Origin of the sequence: Winogradskyella endarachnes (assembly GCF_009741275.1) — a bacterium.
GTDB lineage: Bacteria > Bacteroidota > Bacteroidia > Flavobacteriales > Flavobacteriaceae > Winogradskyella > Winogradskyella endarachnes.
This window is the reverse complement of the sequence record NZ_WOWS01000003.1, coordinates 565,282-581,154: the sequence shown is the minus strand read 5'-3', so window position 1 is coordinate 581,154 and position 15,873 is coordinate 565,282. Positions and strand designations below refer to the sequence as shown.

11 protein-coding genes are annotated in these 15,873 nt (G+C 31.7%); 3 read left to right on the top strand and 8 right to left on the bottom strand.

All coding sequences use genetic code 11. The annotated features are described in order from the left end of the window. Positions 1-96: 96 nt before the first annotated feature. From GN138_RS10785 to GN138_RS10765, 5 genes are all read right to left on the bottom strand, one after another. Complete coding sequence (locus GN138_RS10785) at positions 97-2,061, bottom strand: putative porin (protein WP_157363957.1); 1,965 nt, start codon at positions 2,059-2,061, stop codon at positions 97-99. Positions 2,062-2,194: 133 nt separating this feature from the next. Then, complete coding sequence (locus GN138_RS10780) at positions 2,195-4,168, bottom strand: S8 family serine peptidase (protein ID WP_157363955.1); 1,974 nt, start codon at positions 4,166-4,168, stop codon at positions 2,195-2,197. Positions 4,169-4,288: 120 nt separating this feature from the next. After that, a complete protein-coding gene (locus tag GN138_RS10775; protein WP_157363953.1) occupies positions 4,289-5,011 on the bottom strand; it encodes a hypothetical protein in 723 nt (240 codons plus the stop codon). A gap of 15 nt (positions 5,012-5,026) precedes the next feature. After that, entirely contained in the window at positions 5,027-6,505 is a 1,479-nt protein-coding gene (locus GN138_RS10770; RefSeq protein ID WP_157363951.1) for a RagB/SusD family nutrient uptake outer membrane protein, read from the bottom strand. Between the two features lie 15 nt (positions 6,506-6,520). Continuing rightward, positions 6,521-9,790 carry a SusC/RagA family TonB-linked outer membrane protein gene (locus GN138_RS10765; protein ID WP_157363949.1) on the bottom strand — a complete coding sequence of 1,090 codons (3,270 nt, stop codon included), beginning with the start codon at positions 9,788-9,790 and terminating at the stop codon, positions 6,521-6,523. A gap of 213 nt (positions 9,791-10,003) precedes the next feature. Here GN138_RS10765 and GN138_RS10760 point away from each other — a divergent pair, with 213 nt between their 5' ends. From GN138_RS10760 to GN138_RS10750, 3 genes are read left to right on the top strand one after another with little or no spacing between them, the layout of a single operon-like run. Then, the gene (locus tag GN138_RS10760; protein ID WP_157363947.1) at positions 10,004-10,606 is read left to right on the top strand and encodes a ribonuclease HII; all 603 of its coding nucleotides are present in this window, start codon (positions 10,004-10,006) and stop codon (positions 10,604-10,606) included. 34 nt (positions 10,607-10,640) lie between these two features. After that, positions 10,641-13,004, top strand: a complete 2,364-nt coding sequence (locus GN138_RS10755) for a ribonuclease HII (RefSeq protein ID WP_157363945.1) — start codon at positions 10,641-10,643, stop codon at positions 13,002-13,004. Positions 13,005-13,056: 52 nt separating this feature from the next. Beyond that, a complete protein-coding gene (locus GN138_RS10750; RefSeq protein ID WP_157363943.1) occupies positions 13,057-14,106 on the top strand; it encodes a nucleoid-associated protein in 1,050 nt (349 codons plus the stop codon). A 4-nt stretch (positions 14,107-14,110) separates the two neighbouring features. Here GN138_RS10750 and lipB read toward each other — a convergent pair whose 3' ends face one another. Genes lipB through GN138_RS10735 form a run of 3 tightly spaced genes read right to left on the bottom strand, consistent with a single transcriptional unit; the run spans position 14,111 to position 15,806 of the window. Continuing rightward, a complete protein-coding gene (gene lipB / locus GN138_RS10745) occupies positions 14,111-14,809 on the bottom strand; it encodes a lipoyl(octanoyl) transferase LipB (protein WP_157363941.1) in 699 nt (232 codons plus the stop codon). Beyond that, the gene (locus tag GN138_RS10740; protein ID WP_157363939.1) at positions 14,802-15,608 is read right to left on the bottom strand and encodes a hypothetical protein; all 807 of its coding nucleotides are present in this window, start codon (positions 15,606-15,608) and stop codon (positions 14,802-14,804) included. The genes lipB and GN138_RS10740 overlap by 8 nt, the downstream gene beginning before the upstream one ends. 39 nt (positions 15,609-15,647) lie before the next feature. After that, positions 15,648-15,806, bottom strand: coding sequence for a YqaE/Pmp3 family membrane protein (locus GN138_RS10735; protein ID WP_157363937.1), 159 nt, complete (start codon positions 15,804-15,806; stop codon positions 15,648-15,650). Positions 15,807-15,873: the final 67 nt, after the last annotated feature.

Genomic DNA, 15,873 nt, shown 5'->3' with positions numbered 1-15,873 from the left:
AAATAAAGCGCAATCATTAACCATGATTCTTCAATAGTATCAATCGTTTATTGCCTAAACTTTTATTATAATAACTCTAAGTGCACAATACTAATCCTATAAAAAGAAATCCCAGACTAATCCAAAGCGTATTGTAAAATCTCGATAGGGATGATTGGGGGCTGAAAAATAATCATAACCCGTAAAAGAAGAATTAAAATGCTCTGCCTTTAAAAATATACGGGTTTGACGAACTTTGGCATTGATGAAAAAATCTAACCTAGGAAAACCTCCTAAATTAGTCTCATTTTGGGTGTAAAACTCAGATAATAACGGATCATAACCATTCATATGATATTCTGTAAAATAATTTGAGGTTATACCTACCTGAAGCCTCATCGATTTTTTAAAAAACTCATTTGAATAATAAATGGTGTTTCTAGAGATTAAAGCTGGAACATTAAGAACATTACTATCACTAATTACATTCTGATACAGAATTGTATTATCTAAAGCGAAATTACCAAATTTGAACTCTTTTTGGACTTTTACTCTTAAATACTGCAAGGACTCATCATATTGCTCTGGTTTAATTACATTAAATTCTTCCGTTGTGTCCACTGAATTAAAGAACGTATAGTTTTCTATATTTGATATATCTACTGTAGTGTTAAAATATTTATCGGATAAAACACTAAACTTTAGTTGTTGCGTATTTATATTATTAAAACTATCTAAATTATACCAATTATAATTTAGATAGTCACTTTGATATAACAGATAATTATAATTAGGTAGTCTAGAATTAACACCAATAGCACCCTTTATCAAAATATCTTTATTAAGAGTTAACTTAATGTTTGCTTCTACATAACTTCCTGCATAAATGTCTGATAAATTTACACCACCATTACCACTAATACGAAATCCCTTATAACTTTTTGAATAAGCACCTTCCAAGCCAACAAAATTATACTTTATACGATTTGGTATATATTCTTCATCTAATAGAACAACACTATTATATCCATAATTTGCATCTGTGTAATTAACTGCAAAACGTATATCTCCCAAAATAGCATTATTATATTTTAAACCTAAAGACGTATTAAAATACTCTAACGTTACTCTATCATTTATACTACTATTAAAAAATTCACCATAATATTCATCAGCTGCAGACGTCTGAGTATATTCATAAAACTTATCCTCGAAAGAAATTGTATTGTAAATCTTTAATTCATGTTTATGAAGTGAGTCTCTTTCTTTAGTTAGCAAATAAGAATGTTCAAGAAAAAAGCGTTTTCCTTCTAATATATTTTCAGCATCTTCAAAATTTGGATCAAATACCGATCTATCAATAAACTCTTCGTTACCAGAAGTGAAATTACTTATATCTTCAGATTTTAAACCACCGTTTTCTTGATTTAATAAATCTTGCATTACTATATACCCACTAGCATTATACCTATTGTTTTTACTTTTATAATTAGAGGTAAATCTAAAGTTACCTGTACTGGTTAAGGCATTTTGATAATTCCCTAAAGACCGCAAACCTTTATATGCGATTGAAAAATTAAATTGTTTATTTAAGTTAACCGTGAAAAATGCATCTAACATTTGACCTTGTTCAAAAGCAGTTTTATAAGTTAATCTTGTAAATGGCGTTGCAACTTCGTAAAATTTAATATCATCATGTTCTAAATAATTAAAGTGTTTTGATCTTGCACCAAATAAAGGAACCGTTCCAGAATTAAAAGAATTAAAACTTAATGTATTATAGGTCTGTCCAATATTTGCAAATGGCATTAATCCGAAATTATCTCTTTGCAAATAATTAAATTTATAGTCCTTCTTTATAGATATGGTGGTGTCCATCTCAATAGTATCTACAATGCTATTAAATGCTACATACATATCTATTGTAGCTAGTTTATCATATCCTTTATTTCCTTTAACATCAGTAGAATCTGAACCAGTAGATTTTCTAGAACCAGATAATCCACCTTCCAATTTTTTTTGAGTAAAACCAGTTGCGGTCAACATACAAAAAGCTATAACTATGAAATATTTTTTACGCATTTAAATGATTCTAAATTTCTAACAAAGTAAACTATAATATATTGTATAACTTAAACAAATTACAATATACTTAACATAAAAAAGATCAACAATTAAATTGTTGACCTTTTCTAAAATAAAATAATAGTTTATTTTATTCAATAATAATTTTTTGAGACGTTGTAGAATTCCCTTTAGTAATATTAACTATATACATTCCACCTTCTACTTCATTTAAATTAATTGTTGCATTAAATAATGATGTATTGTCTGAATATACTTTATTAAAGACCATTCTTCCTCTAGTATCATAAATATTAATCTTTACATCTTCAATAGAATTTTGAGTTGAAGAAAAGTTAACTGTAAAAGCACCATTTGAAGGATTTGGGTAAATTACCAAATCACTAGCCAATGTATTCTCTCCATTACCTAATGTAAGATTATTTCCTGTTACTATTAATGAGTAATCTTGAGTTTGTGGTCCAAAAATAGGCACAGCATTACCTTCTAACGTACCTTTATGTGATACGGTTAAAGTATATACACCTGTAACCGGAGCATCAAATTCAATTTTTTCAACATTGTCAACTATATTATCTCCTGTTGAATTAGAAAACCCTGAAGAGGAAGAATAATCTAATTTCCATGGAAAATAAGTTGTACCATTTACTGTTATCCTTAAATCTAAATCATTTACTAATCTTGGTGTTTGATCATTTAACGTTCCGTTTGCAACTATATCACCAGGCATATCTGTCCAACATAAAGTAGCTATTAAATTATCACCAGCTTGAGCAGAAAATGTTAATGTATAAGTTTCATCTTGAGTCATGGTTAATTCATTAATAACTGCTAAAGAATTTGTCTCATCTAAAATCGTTTCTGCAGATGCTTTCGCATCTAAAAATCCCCATCCAAATTTAGGATCAGGTCCTGTTGCCGCTATATCATCTATTGCAGTATGACACACTAACCCTTTTAATGTGGAAGCATTCATATACTCTCCATGTAATTGGAAATAATATTGTTGAATTAAAGCTAAAGTACCAGTTGTATTTGGCGAAGCCATTGAAGTACCAGAATATGTTGCATAACTATCTGTTGGAATAGGTGAAAATAAATTTGTACCATCTGCTGCAATATCTGGTTTAATTCTTAAATCATCCGATGGTCCTTGACTACTACTATTATTGATAACCAAATTAGTTAATTCAAAATTCCCACTAAATACTGGTTGCTCTGTGGTAGTTGGATTTGCATTAGCTACCACCAAATTGTTTTTAGCATTTTTATCCGTTGTTAATTTATCGTATCCAGAATACAATCCACCCGTATAACTAACTGTTCCTGAATTACCAGCAGAAGCAACTATTAAGTACTTTGGATTAGATTTAGCAATTTCATCTATATCATACGAATCTTGTGTATAAGCACCCATCCACCATGCATCTAATGTTCCATCATCTTGTTCTACAGGTACACCATAAGAATGATTAGAAAGAATAATTGCATTTTCACTGGCATTAACAGCACTAACCATCTCAGTTTCGTCACTATTCCAATTATAAGATTTAATATTAATATTAGGTGCCATACCTAAGGCATTAGAATCAACTCCTCTTGCTCCAACTGTACCAGAAACATGAGTTCCATGAGAACTAAAACCCGTATCACCATCGACAACGGTGTTATCTATAATTGTGACTCTAGATGTTGTTCCACCTTGATCCATAAATTCAGTATGAGAAGCTTGAGCAGGACCTCCATCCCAAACACCTACAGTCATACCTGTACCATCTAAATTTAATCCTAAACTACCTCCAGATTGTAACCTGTTAGTTTTTGTTGCTTTACTAGCTTCCAAATTATCAGTAGCTTTATAAATTGGCCTTCCATTAACAATATCATAAATAAAAATAGTATTAATTTCATTAGAACGATTTGCCTTAACATTAGGGTGTAATTGCAAAAAAGAACTTATTCGATCTAATCTTTCTTGTTCTTGAATTTGTAATCGTTCTAATAATTCTTTATTCTGTTCAGATAAATTGCTTAGTTCTACTTTTTGGCTAAATGTAAAATTACATACAGACAAAAGGGCAATTGTAAGTAAAATGTGTTTCATTCTTCTTTTAAATTTTATTATTATGCAATATACATCTAAAATAATACTGCTTAAACAAAATAATAATAAAAAAGCCACCTAAAAATTAGGTGGCTTTTAAATATTAAAAATTTTGGTAAATTAATCTACACTAAAAGTTGCAGAAGAATTATATCCAGCTAATGTAGTTTCAGCTACTAAAACAGTATCACCGATAGATACAGAATAGGTTGGACCACCATCTCCATAAGAATCGTATACTACCACTCCATAATCTCCAGAAGCTAAACAATAATCAAAAGATAATTCAGCAAAATCATCATCTGGATTAATATAAGGCCCACCAGATGCTATAGGTGCAGATAAATCTGATAAGTCATAAATTTCCCAAGTCGTTTCATCTGGCCATGTATCTAAGGTAAGATAGAATGTTACAATAGTATCTAAACACGTTTCTGTAAACTCTAATGTTACCGGGTCTCCAAAATCTGTATCCGCTTCATCAACAAAGTCTAATACTAAAGTTTGGGTAACAAAACCTAAATTCTCATCGTCTGTAACAGATACTGACACCGTTCCGAGATTAGTACCTGCAGGTATTGTAACTGTACTAGGTACAGAATAACTTGATAATAAATCAGAGTTATCTTCATCTACGTAAATTGAATACGTACGATCACTATTTGCAACTTCACTTGCCGCAACAGTTACATCTAATGTAAGTGTTGAACTATTATCTACAGTATATACAACTGGTCCTTCCTCAAACCCGACAAAGTTAGATAAATCAGATTCTAGGTCTTCTTGACAATTGAATAATACTAGCGCAGTTAAAACTGCAAAATATTTATAATATTTCTTCATAATTAAATTAATATTTTAGTTTTGCCCAGTTATACTAGGGTTGTTGTTAATCTCACTTTCAGGTATCTGAAATGACATCTCATCTGAATCATAGCTAAACGATTCTCCAGCACGATAAACATGGTTCGTACCTCTTGTTACCGTAGCTTGGTTACGTTTCATTGCTAAATACGATTTACCTTCACCCCACAGCTCAATTCTTGTTTGTAAGTAAATCTCATCAATTAAATCTTGACCAGACAATGCAGAAATATAAGTAGTAGCATCTGCACTTCCCATACGATTTGTTAACAACTCAATCATTGTAGCTTTAGCTGCTGCCTCATTTCCAGACATTGCTGCTGATTCTGCACTTAACAAATAGAATTCTTCAACTCTCATTAAAATTAAATCTGTAGTAATTACATACTGACCACCAATAGTTCTACCTGGATCAAAGAATTTATTAATTGGTTGTAAATTACCAGTAGCAGAACCAAATTGCGAACTTCTAACATCTGTTGCAGGTATTTGAGAGTATAATAAATCATCTATTGATTTATAATCTCCAGCCCAAGCATAACTATATGTAAATGGATCTATTTGTCCCCACCAATCAATTAATTGATGTCCTAAATCTTCAGTTAAATCATAACCCCAAATCCAAGAAGACGTAGACAAATCATTAAATCCAGAACCAGCACCAGGATAAGCTAATTCTTCAGCAGTATTAAGCGTATAACCAGCACCAATAACAGCATCTGCCATAGTTTTAGCGTCTGTATAATTACCCATTGCTGCATAAGTGTATGCCAAAAATCCTTGCGCTATTGTTTGATCAACAAGGTTTTTCGCATCTCTAGTATAGCCATCTAATAAAGTTATACTATGTGTTAAATCACTAACAATTTGATCGTATATAACAGAAGCTTGAACTTTGGCTAAACTATACACATCTCCATTATAAAAAGGTAACACCTCTTCTGTTGGATCGTAAGCTGTTTGAAAAAGTTGTACTAAATAAAAATAAGCATAGGCTCTATATACTTTTGCTTGACCTAAGATTCTTTTACCCTCATCAGTTTCAGGTGCCGCGTCGTTACCACCACTACTAGCAATAACACTGTTCGCAACAGAAATAATTCTATAATAATATTGCCAAATTATATCATTAACATCATTCGTAAAGTCAGTAGTAACTACCATATTAGCTGTATTGTTATACCAACCGTATGCACTTGCAGACAACGCCATGTCTCCACAAACCATATCTGTCCATATATCTACTCCTTTTTGACCAAAATCATAATGACGAGTACTTACTCCATAAGGCTCAATGATAAAACTTGTAATACCATTTAAAGAACCATCTAATAACTCTGGGTATATTGCAGAATATTCTGCAATACCAGAAGCTGTTAACACATTAGTGTTTTCTCCTTCTAAAAACTCTTCGCTACAACCCATAAACAATGCGGTCGATAGCATAATTGCGTAAATTAACTTTTTTTTCATATTCATCTTTTTTTTTTAAAATTCAATCTTAGTTCCGACAGAGAAGGTAGACATTGGCATGTAAATACCAGAATTACCAGAACCAAAGAATGTTGTTGGATTAAGACCATTTCTTGCACTTAACATCATTAGGTTATCACCTAATACATAAACGCTAAACGAAGAAAGTCCCATCGCTTCTACAGCATCCGACGGTAAATTATAACCTAGTCTAACATTGTTTAATGATAAATAGTCACCTTTTGTTAACCAACGAGAAGAAACAGAAGATGCTCTTGTATCTGCAGCAATACCCGCTGAATTTCTAGGAACATTAGTTATATCACCTGGTTGTGTCCAAGCCTCTGACATATCAGTATGCCAGTTAGACGTACCAATTAAATCACTACCATCCATCAATCTAGCATAACCAGTATCATAAACATAAGCACCTAAGCTATATCCAAATTGCGCTGATAAATCAAAATCCTTATACCCCGCGTTTAAACGGAAACTACCTCTAATTTTAGGAATAGCAGATTTTCCGATATAACTTTGTGTTGCCGCTAATTCAGTTTCATCACTATAAGCATAAACAGATGTTACTGTTTTCTTAATATTAGCATCAGGGTTTTCAGACTGATATAATGTTAAGCTAGAAATACTCTCATCACCATTTGCAGCGTTAAATATACCATCATTATCAACATCGTTATAATAAGCCGTCCATAAGGCAGAACCAGTTGCAGGATCAACTCCTTGCCATTCTCTCATATAAAAATCATAAATTGAATGACCTTCAGAATAAGAATATAAGGTATTTGCAACATCAATAATTTTTGGCTCACCAGTAATATAATCATTTGGCATTGCCGTAATCTCATTATTGAACATCTCTCCATTAACATTAACAGATAATCTAAAATCTTTGTGCGCTTTAATTATATGTACATGAGCATCAAACTCAAGACCGCTGTTCTGTAATTCACCGTCATTGTATCTAATAAAAGAATCTCCAGGAGACGTCGGTAACGATTGTTCAAAGAACAGGTTAGTTGTTCTCTTATCGTAATAATCAACATCTAAATCTAAATAACCATTAAACCAAGTACTTTCAAAACCTACTTGAGCAATTTTAGAAGTTTCCCAAGTTAATTCGTCATTTTGAGCTTCACCAGTTGGAGAATATGATATAGAACCATCTGCTGACGTATTTATCGTGTAAAATCTATATCCGTATAAAGTATTATTACCTTGGTCTCCAATTACACCATAACTCGCCTTTAGTTTAAGGTAATCTACAGAACCTATGTTAGAGAAGAATCCTTCTTTAGAAACAACCCATCCTAAACCAACTGAACCAAATGTACCCCATTTATCTTTAATAAATCTTGAAGAACCATCACGTCTTACTGATGCGGTTAAATAATATTTTTGACCGTAGTTATAATTTAATTGTGTAAAATAACTATCCAATGCTGTTCTTAAAGTATAGTTAGTTGCCTGACCTACAGACGTTGTATACTGATCTAAACTTGTAGAATTAGGTATAATAGCATGTTGTGCAGCCGCAGAAAACCAATCATATCTTTCTACAGTAGATTCATGAGCTACAAAGGCATCTAAGGTATGATCTCCAAAAGACTTCGTAAAACTTAACATTTGTAAGAAGTTTTGATTGATATTAGTACGTTCTCTTCTATACAAATAACCTTGACTAGATGCACCAGCTCCATAAAATGGATTGTTAACAGAAATATTATTTGAAGTATCTATTTGACCACTATATCTTGTATCAAACTTTAACCAATCTGTAAATTGAATACCTACATTAAAGTTACCCAACATTGTAATTACATCAGTTCTATCAGAATCATATGTAGCATCACCTATACCATTAGTAGCATTCCAAGCTCTTCTTCCATAATCAGTTCCATAGTCAAACTGATAACCACCAAAAATAGCATCTTCAACTAAATTACCTTCAGTATCTCTTAAATAAACATCATAAATTGTAGGTGTTGTATTAGTTAAAGCAAATATATTACCTGAACTACCTGCAGAACCTTCATTACTAGAAGAGTTTGTATACTTGGCACCAGTTAACGCAATATTACTACCAATTGTTAACCAATCGTTAGGCTTGTGATCAACATTTAATCTTGTTGAATAACGTGTATAATTAGAATTTATAGCGTATCCATCATTATCTAAAAACCCAAACGACGCAGAAAAACGTGTTTTCTCATTACCACCACTCATTAATATGTTCGCATCTGTTCTAACGCCAGTATTAAAAGCAGCATCAGACCATTTTGTAGGTGTAAATTTACGGCTAATGCCTGAATTAAATTGACCGGTTGCTTGATTAATTAAATCAGCACCATCTGCGTTCCAAATATTATAAGCACTATTAATACCTTCAACACCATCATATAGTGCAGAACTAGCCCAGGCTGCCGGATCAGACTCACCTTGTAAAGCACCTTTAGTTTTTAAAGATTGCCAAGCAAACTCAATGTATTGCTCAGGAGACTCTACAATATCATAGTTTGGTAAAAACAAGGTGTTAATACTAGTTTGTAAATTCACAGTAACATTAAACTTACCTTCTTTACCCTGCTTAGTTGTAATTACAATAACACCATTAGCACCTCTAGACCCATAGATAGAAGTTGCTGCTGCATCTTTAAGAACGGTCATAGACTCAATATCAGCAGGATTTATTGCCGATATATCACTAGCATATGGCGCACCATCTACTATATATAACGGACTTCTATTTCCATTAATAGAACCAAAACCACGAATTCTAACTGTAGAATCCGAACCAGGCGCACCACTTGTGGTTGTAACAGAAACACCTGCCACCTCACCTGTAAGTGCTTGCGAAACATTTGACACAGCTTTAGCCTGAATATTTTCAGCCTCAATTTTTGTCGCAGTACCAGTATATGCTTCTTTTGTTGTTGTACCGTACCCAACAACGATAACTTCATCAAGAGCGCTCGCATCTTCTAATGCAACATCATAAGTACTACCTGCACCTATTGTAACTTCTCCAGGCGTCATACCTACGTAAGAAATTACTAAAACATCTCCTTGATTAACTTTAATAGTAAATTTACCATCAAAATCTGTTTGTTGACCTTTAGAGGTCCCTTTTACAATTACACTTGCACCAGGAAGGGGTAATCCATCCGAAGCTGTTGTAACCGTACCTGTAACCGTCTTCTCTTGTGCAAAAGAAAACTGCATCACGAACGCCATCAATAGCGTTAATAACCATGTTAATTTTAATTTCATAAAACAATTATTTGAGTTAGTCTAGTTGCAAACATCTTAATTAAATATTAAATCTGCAAGGGTTTTTACTAAAAAAATGTTAACATCCTTACGATATCTTCAGTAAATGGTTTTATCCATTTTTTACCCGTTCTAAGCATTAACTCACCAGTTAGATGTGAAAATTGCAAAAGGGTTGCGTTAAAATTTTAACTTTGTTCAAATTTTAACATTTTGGCTCTTATAAATAGATTTTCTTCCTTTGATTTTGAATGTGGTACAGATGAGGCTGGTAGAGGTTGCCTAGCAGGACCTGTTACTGCAGCCGCAGTTATATTACCTGATTCATTTAAAAACGACATTCTAAACGATTCTAAACAACTCTCCGAGAAAAAACGAGTTTTACTTAAACCCATAATTGAAAAAGAATGTGTTGCTTTTGCGTTGCAACATATTTATGAAGACGAAATTGACACCATCAACATTTTAAATGCGTCCATTAAAGCCATGCACAGCGCTATAAGCCAATTAGAACATACTCCTCAGTTTATAATTGTTGATGGCAACCGTTTTAAACCATATAATACTATTCCGCACAAAACAATAATTAAAGGTGATAGCAAATATTTAAGTATTGCAGCTGCTTCAGTATTGGCAAAAACTTATAGAGATGCGTACATGGAGAAAATACATGAGGAATTCCCTATGTACAATTGGAAACAAAACAAAGGTTATCCTACAAAAGCACATAGAGCTGCCATTAAAAAATATGGTGTTACAAAATATCACAGAAAATCATTCAGATTATTACCAGAGCAATACCAATTGGATATATAACTTTTTATATTTGTACTCTAATTAATTATACTCCATGAAGCGATTTGGTTTTTTATCAATTATGTGCCTATTTCTATTAGGTTGTCAAAAAGACTACAATAAGACAAAACTTCCATATCACTTTATACCCAATGATACTTATGCGGTTATTCAAATTAATGAGCTCGGCGATTTTATCAATAACTTAAATAACAATAATATCCTTTCTACCATATATAATAACAATATAAAAAACGCTTCTAAAGCCTTAAAAACATTTAATACTACAGAACGAGTTTTTATAGCCATACCTGATTCTACAGAAACTCAATATTTAATTTTAACCAAAAACGACAGCACACTTTTAAATCTTGAAGGTTTAAAAAATTACTCTACAGAAACCTTAACTAATTTAAATATAAAGAAAACAACACTTGATAACTCTGTTTTATACCATCAAGTATTAGGAAATACATTTATAAGCTCTAATAGTTTAGAATTGCTAAAGACTATAGATTCTAAAAATGAAAATTTAGAACTTTCTCAGTTAATAGAAACCGCAGACAAAAAATCCGTAGCTTCAGTAGTGTTTAAATCTAATGCAAAAGATTATTCCAAATTATTATTTACAGACATCTTTAACCACAAAACATCAAATCTTACGTTGCTCGATTTTAAACCATCTGGCAACAAATTAAACTACAACGGAATAATAACAACTAAAGATTCAACTTTAAACTACCTTAATGCTTTTAAAAATACTGTTCCACAAAAAACAAACGCTTTATTAATTGCTCCGCAAAATACAGGTTCTCTTACTAGTATTGCTTTTGACGATTTTATAGTTTTTAAAAACAACCTAAATCAATTAACAAAATCTAAAGATGATGGTAACACTGAATTTTTAAATTTCACTAATGAAATTGCGCACATAGATGATGCACTTGTATTGCATACCTTAGACCCTAATCTATTATTAGAATCTATTGAAAACAAATCTTTTATTGAAGACTTTAGAGAGATAGCTATCTATAATTTTAACAATCCGAACACCTTCAAAAATAAGCTAGAGCCATTTATCTCTTTTGATGAAGCTAATTACTTTTCAATATTTGAAAACTTCGTGATTTTTACATCTACTATAGATAACTTAAAATCTATAATAACCCATGCACTAAATGAAAACACTTTAGCTAACTATGACGGATTTAATACTATTAATACGTATTTAAGTGATGAAGCTTCAATGTTTATTTATAAAGACTCTAAAGGAATTTCAGATATTTTAAATAAAACTATGGCAGGCTATAACGCCAACGTTGTTCAGTATATAAATGAAAACGATTATACACACATTAATGGTATCATCCAAAAATATAAAAAACCAGTAGCTACAAATTCTGTAACAGAAGCCTTTACAACTACTTTAGAAGCTTCTATTCTAAAAGCACCACAAACCGTAAAAAACCACATAACCAAAGCACATGATATAGTTGTACAAGACGTTAATAAGGTTTTATACCTTATTTCTAGTTCTGGCAACATACTCTGGAAGAAACAATTACAAGGTAAAATTCTTGGTAAAATAGAGCAAATTGATATTTACAAAAACGGAAGATTACAACTTGTATTTGCAACAGAAAATAAAGTCTATGTTTTAGATAGAAATGGTAAAGACGTCTCCTCTTTCCCAATGAATTTTAACAATAAAATCACCCAACCACTGTCGGTTTTTGATTATGATAAACACAAAGACTACAGACTATTGGTAACACAAGGTAAAAACCTAATAATGTATAATGCCAAAGGAAAAATTGTTAAAGGGTTTAATTATAAAAATAACGGTTCTGAAATTTCATCGCAACCAAGACATTTTAGGATTGGTAGTAAAGACTATATTACGTTTGAAGCTGGAGACCATTTAAAAATATTAAACAGACAAGGCAATACAAGAATAAATGTAAAGGATAAGATTAGATTTGCAGATAACGACGTGTATTTATACCAAAATAAATTTACCACCACCAACACTTTAGGACAACTTGTGCAAATAGATACCAAAGGAAAAGTAAGCACCAAAAATCTTAATCTCACAGATAAACATAATATCTTTACAACTAGTAAAACGTTAGTGACTTTAAGCGAAAATCAGTTAAACATAAAATCTAGAACTTTAAATTTAGATTTTGGAGAGTATACTGCACCTGAAATCTTCTATTTAAATGATAAAATCTACGTCACAACTACAGATTTACAATCTAAAAAAGTGCATTTATTCGACAGCCAAGCAAAACCTATAGTAAATTTCCCAGTATTTGGTGTAGCACCTGCAGAACTACAAAAATTAGATAATGAAAAAGGGTTAGAGCTAATTACCCAAAGTGACGACAAAACAATTGTAGTATACAAAATGCACTAAAAATAGAATTTATTTTAATTGCGAGTTTAAAACTAAAGACAACCTTTTATAAATGATAAAAAGACAAAAAGCTTCTTTAAAAAACTGTATTATTCATAAAGTAGGCAACAAATTTAATGGCACAAAAAATGCCTTTTCAGATGCAATTGTTCATTTTGACGAAGCTACTTACAACTTAATTTTGCCTTATCTTTTGCGACCTTTTGGTAACGTTGCCGAAAATTACAGATTTCATCACCATAGTGATGTTGGTCTCAACGAAATTAATACTTACAGCGACCAATTATTTAAAGACGATGCCGATTTTGTAGACATCTCCAAACATATTGTCACGCACTTATTTGAGCAAAGTAACTCAGCTCAAATAAAAACAGGTGATGTCCTTATCTGTCATTTTGAAAATATACAATACCAAGATTTCTTTACCGATGCTATTGGCATCTTTAAAATTGAAAATAAAACTGAATTTTTTCAGACCTATTTAGAAGATAACAACTACGATATTTTAGTGCAAAAAGGCATTCAAGCTAAAAAGGTTGATAAAGGTTGTTTAATATTGAACACCTCTGACATGGAAGGCAAAATAGTCTTCAGTGTAGACAATAATACTTACGATACACAGTACTGGATAAAAAGTTTTCTAAACATAAGGTATCCAGACGATAGTAATCAACACACTAAAAACTGCATTGAATTATGCAGAGAGTTTTCTAAAGAAGTTTTACAACCCAATTTTGGTGGTCAAGAACAAAGTAATTTCTTAGCAAAAACGGTTGATTTCTTCAAAGAAAATGAAATTGTAAACATTGAAACCTTTAAAGAAGAGGTTTTTGACGAAGAAGACCAAATACAATTGTTTGAAGATTATAAAAAAACATACGAAACCGACAATAAAGTTCTCATTAGAAATCAGTTTGATGTTTCTGAAATTGCTCTAAAAAAGCAAAAACAAAAGATTAAAACGGAAATTAAACTAGATACTAATATTCAAATTAAGCTAGATGTTGATGCACCAGATGCTTCTGCAGAATATTTAGAACGAGGTTACGATGAGGAAAAGAAAATGCATTATTACAAAGTGTTTTTTAATGATGAAAGTTAATTCATCAAACAAATTCAGCGTCAAATAAAGTTTCAAAATGTTTTAAAATTTTAGCTTTTACTTCTGCTTCATCCACCAAATCTACCTTCAACTCATTATTTAGAGTTGTCACTGCTTTACCGCGAATACCACACGGAATAATATTATCAAAATACCCTAAATCTGCATTGACGTTAAGTGCAAAACCATGCATAGTTACCCAACGACTGGCACGTACACCCATAGCACAAATTTTTCGAGCAAAAGGTGTACCAACGTCTAACCAAACACCTGTTTCGCCAGGACTTCGCTCAGTTTTTAAGCCGTAATCAGCAAGTGTAAGAATGATAACTTCCTCTAAAAAACGCAAGTATTTGTGGATATCCGTAAAGAAATTATCTAAATCTAAAATAGGGTAACCAACAATTTGCCCTGGACCATGATAAGTTATATCTCCTCCCCTATTTATCTTGTAAAACGTAGCTCCTTTTTCTGCCAGTTGTGCTTCAGAAAGCAACAAATTAGACAAATCTCCACTTTTACCCAAAGTGTAAACGTGTGGATGTTCTACAAAGAGAAAGTGATTATCAGTTACTATACCAGCATCCTCTCTTCTATTTTTAATTTTGGTATCTAAAATGGCTTTAAAAAGTACCTCTTGGTAGTCCCAAGTTTCTTTAAAATCTTTAGTCCCTAGGTCTTTTAATTTAATTTCTTTATTCATCTACAAACTCAACATTCACATCTAACAATAAAGGATTTTTAAGGTACTCAATCCAATTTACTTTATAAGTCACCGTTTTTCTATCTTCTGAAAGTTCAGCATTTTCTAAAGACATCGTTTTAACTGCTTTAGGAAAAGACAATTTTACATTGTAAAAAGCATTTTTAAAATAGTCTATAAATTCTTGGTTACTTTCATCTGCTTCATCAAATAACTCTTCAATCGACTCTTCTCCTTCTTCATCTAATATAGAAATTTCTGTAAGTCTACTAAACCCAGAATCCGTTAAAACATAACCTGTTTTATTATTATCACTACCAAAAAAATTACCTAATGGAGAGTTCTCTTTCATAGAACCAACTTGATCACCTTGTGCGTTTAAGCTTTGTGCTTTTTTAATTTTTTCGTTGATATCTTTTAAATCATCAATTGAATCAAAATTAAGCCCAATTCCCATAGTCATTTCACCTTCGTCTTCATTCATTTTCATGGTCATAAACATATCTTTTACGGCTGCCATTGCTAACTTTTTATCTTCAGGTAATGCTGCAATACTATCTTTATATGTTTCCATAATATCTGCAAATACCATAGTAGTATCCATTACTTTTCCCCCTTCTTTCTTTTCAGAATCTGGTTTTTCTCCACCCATGGCATTGGTCATAGCTGTAACAGCATCACCCATTTCGTAACTAATTAAAAATTGGCCAGAACCATTTTCATTAAAAACAATAGATTCTGTAACATTACAACTCGTTAAAAAGCATACCAGTGTAAAAAGTAAGATAATTTTTTTCATAATTTCTAAATTGATTTTATGCAGTACAAAGATACGGATTTATCGATTAGGATTATTCAATATTACTAGCGCAGCAATTATACCTGGTACCCAACCAAAAAAGCATAAAATAAAGGTGATTAAAAAAGAACCACAACCTTTATCTATAACAGCCAAGGGAGGGAAAATAATAGAAAGGATAACACGCCAGATACTCATAATTTGTTTAATGATTTGATGTACCTATAAGACTAATTTTAATTAAAATTGTTACATTTTTTATGAA

Bases quoted from the DNA above. Each gene is read 5' to 3' on its own strand.
- GN138_RS10750 (WP_157363943.1), top strand. From the start codon at position 13,057: ATGATAAAAAGACAAAAAGCTTCTTTAAAAAACTGTATTATTCATAAA.
- lipB (WP_157363941.1), bottom strand. From the start codon at position 14,809: ATGAATAAAGAAATTAAATTAAAAGACCTAGGGACTAAAGATTTTAAA.
- GN138_RS10785 (WP_157363957.1), bottom strand. From the start codon at position 2,061: ATGCGTAAAAAATATTTCATAGTTATAGCTTTTTGTATGTTGACCGCA.
- GN138_RS10755 (WP_157363945.1), top strand. From the start codon at position 10,641: ATGAAGCGATTTGGTTTTTTATCAATTATGTGCCTATTTCTATTAGGT.
- GN138_RS10765 (WP_157363949.1), bottom strand. From the start codon at position 9,790: ATGAAATTAAAATTAACATGGTTATTAACGCTATTGATGGCGTTCGTG.
- GN138_RS10775 (WP_157363953.1), bottom strand. From the start codon at position 5,011: ATGAAGAAATATTATAAATATTTTGCAGTTTTAACTGCGCTAGTATTA.
- GN138_RS10735 (WP_157363937.1), bottom strand. From the start codon at position 15,806: ATGAGTATCTGGCGTGTTATCCTTTCTATTATTTTCCCTCCCTTGGCT.
- GN138_RS10780 (WP_157363955.1), bottom strand. From the start codon at position 4,168: ATGAAACACATTTTACTTACAATTGCCCTTTTGTCTGTATGTAATTTT.
- GN138_RS10740 (WP_157363939.1), bottom strand. From the start codon at position 15,608: ATGAAAAAAATTATCTTACTTTTTACACTGGTATGCTTTTTAACGAGT.
- GN138_RS10770 (WP_157363951.1), bottom strand. From the start codon at position 6,505: ATGAAAAAAAAGTTAATTTACGCAATTATGCTATCGACCGCATTGTTT.